This window comes from Microcystis sp. LE19-10.1B (assembly GCF_027530565.1).
GTDB lineage: Bacteria > Cyanobacteriota > Cyanobacteriia > Cyanobacteriales > Microcystaceae > Microcystis > Microcystis aeruginosa.
In genome coordinates, this window is sequence record NZ_JAPZQM010000660.1 from 1 (window position 1) to 2,332 (window position 2,332).

Genomic DNA, 2,332 nt, shown 5'->3' on the forward strand with positions numbered 1-2,332 from the left:
AACCCTTATATAGAAAGGCATTTGGCGATTTTTGTCAATTATTTTTGATCTAGAGCGAACTAATCAATTAAGTCTCTTGCCAGATAAGGATTTAGTCGATTTATGCCCCCCTATCGAACCATACTAAGTAACGAAGAACCAGAAGTTGATTAAATTAAAACTTCAATACATTTGAGGAGATAACTTAGTTTTTTGTCACCCTTTTCAGCTAAACTAAGTTTATGACTAAAAGCCTAGAAAACATTACCATTCACCAGTTTAGAGGACTGCGAGAGCTTGAGCTAAAGAATCTCGGACAGATTAACCTGCTTGTGGGAATTAATAATTCGGGAAAAACCAGCGTTCTCGAAGCGTTATCTATTTACTGTCATCCCTTAGATCTAAAAGTTTGGCTAAATACTGCTAGACAAAGAGAACAAGAGTACAGAGTTTCTCGGACTCCTTATCTAGATTCCCTACAGTGGTTATTTACCCACGATGCAATGATTGAGCAAGAAAAACTTAATCACGGGGTTATATCAATCACAGGAAATGGCTCCTTTAAAGTTCAGAAAATTGAGGCAATTTATGAAGAACTCGAAGGAATTATTTTAATTGACAATCCCGAAGACAAGCTTCATCCTAATGAGATAATTAGCGAAGAAAACGAAGATTTAATCGATAATAATGAAGATTTATGGGAAACAAGAAAAGGTATAAATTTATCGATAACAGTATTTCTGGCTCAAGAACAATTAATAAGTTTAATTAATTATCCCCAAAATCCCCTGAAAGAAAACTATCAACTTTGGGAAAATAGCCCTCTCTCTAGACTATCGGGAAAAAAAGAACCTAGCTTACTAACTTCTCTGGTTAGTCCCGCTTCTCATCGTTCTGATATTGGTCAATTTCGATTACTTTCAGAAGTGAGATTTGCCAATTTTAAAACAGATGTTATCGATTTACTGCGTCAAATGGACAGTAATATTTCTGATTTAGAAATTCTCTTACCTCCTCATTCTTTATCTTCCAGATTTAACATTTATATTCAACACGAAAAATTGGGACTTGTACCCGTTAGTACCTTTGGTGACGGGGTGCGTCGCTTACTTCATATTGCCCTCAAACTTGCCAGTGTTAAAGGTGGAATTTTATTCATTGATGAATTAGAATCAGCTATTCATACAGAGGCACTGCAAAGTTCTTTTAATTGGTTAGTTAAATGGTGTCAAAAAATGAATGTACAACTGTTTGCTACTACCCACAGTCTAGAAGCTGTTGATGCTCTGTTAGAAGTTACTGAACGAGAATCAGATTTGGTGCTTTATCGTCTCGAACCAAAGGAAAATTATACTAGAGTAGTTAGACATGATTGGACTCGATTAAAAAGCTTACGAGAAGACTTAGGACAGGAGGTTCGTTGGTGAGTCGAGAACATATATTGATTGGAGTGGAAGGTAATCATGATCAAGCTTTTCTGGTGAAAGTTATGTGTAAACTTCTGGGGTTTTCTAAATGTGAAGAACTCTCAAATCTAGAACCAATTTGGAAAAAATTTATTCCGAAATATCCTCCTCCTAAAACTGGAAAACTTTACATCAGACTCGATATGCCATCTATTCTTTATACTGAGACTTTATCCGTGGCAATTTATGCCGGGGGTGGCAGTGAATTAATTAAAAATTTAACCAATAAACTTGCCGATATGGATTATAACAATGAATTATCAGCTTTTGCCGTTATTGCCGATGCGGATAAAGATAACCCGGCAGAAGTTGCTCGTAAATATCATCAGGGTTTTCGGGAATATTTTCCCGACTTTCCCAGGGTAGTAGCTGCCACGGGAACTATTCAAGAAAATAAACCAAGAGTCGGATTATACATACTGCCTAATAATGTTGATCAAGGTGTCTTAGATACCCTACTTTGTGATTGTGGAAAAATCGCCTATCCTGAATATATGAAGAGGGCAAAAGCATATATTCAACAGTTTTCTGAGGAGGAAATTAGTCAAATTGGCTGGAAACCTTTTGATAAAGAAAAAGCCACTATTGCCGCCATTGCTAGTATTCTTAAACCGGGAAAAACCAACACCGCAACTATTTCTGATGATCGGTGGATTAGCGAGCAAACTTTAACGCAAATACCATCACTACAAAATCTCTTAAATTTTCTAAAACAACTCCTCAAAATGGAGTCAATATAATTATATTGATGGCTCTTCGGTAATTGTTATGCAATGGACGGGGGTTATAAGGGATGGAACCCTTATATAGAAAAGCATTTAGCGATTTTTGTCAATTGTTTTTGCTCTAGAGCGAACTAATCAATTAAGTCTCTTGCCAGATAAGGA

2 protein-coding genes are annotated in these 2,332 nt (G+C 36.2%); both read left to right on the top strand.

Annotated elements, in window-relative coordinates; translation table 11 throughout:
* Positions 1 to 221 precede the first annotated feature (221 nt).
* Positions 222 to 1,406: an AAA family ATPase gene (locus O9332_RS23625; RefSeq protein WP_002762438.1), complete on the top strand. Its 1,185-nt coding sequence runs from the start codon at positions 222 to 224 to the stop codon at positions 1,404 to 1,406.
* The gene (locus O9332_RS23630) at positions 1,403 to 2,185 is read left to right on the top strand and encodes a DUF3226 domain-containing protein (protein WP_288027655.1); all 783 of its coding nucleotides are present in this window, start codon (positions 1,403 to 1,405) and stop codon (positions 2,183 to 2,185) included. Before O9332_RS23625 ends, O9332_RS23630 begins: the two co-directional genes overlap by 4 nt.
* Positions 2,186 to 2,332: the final 147 nt, after the last annotated feature.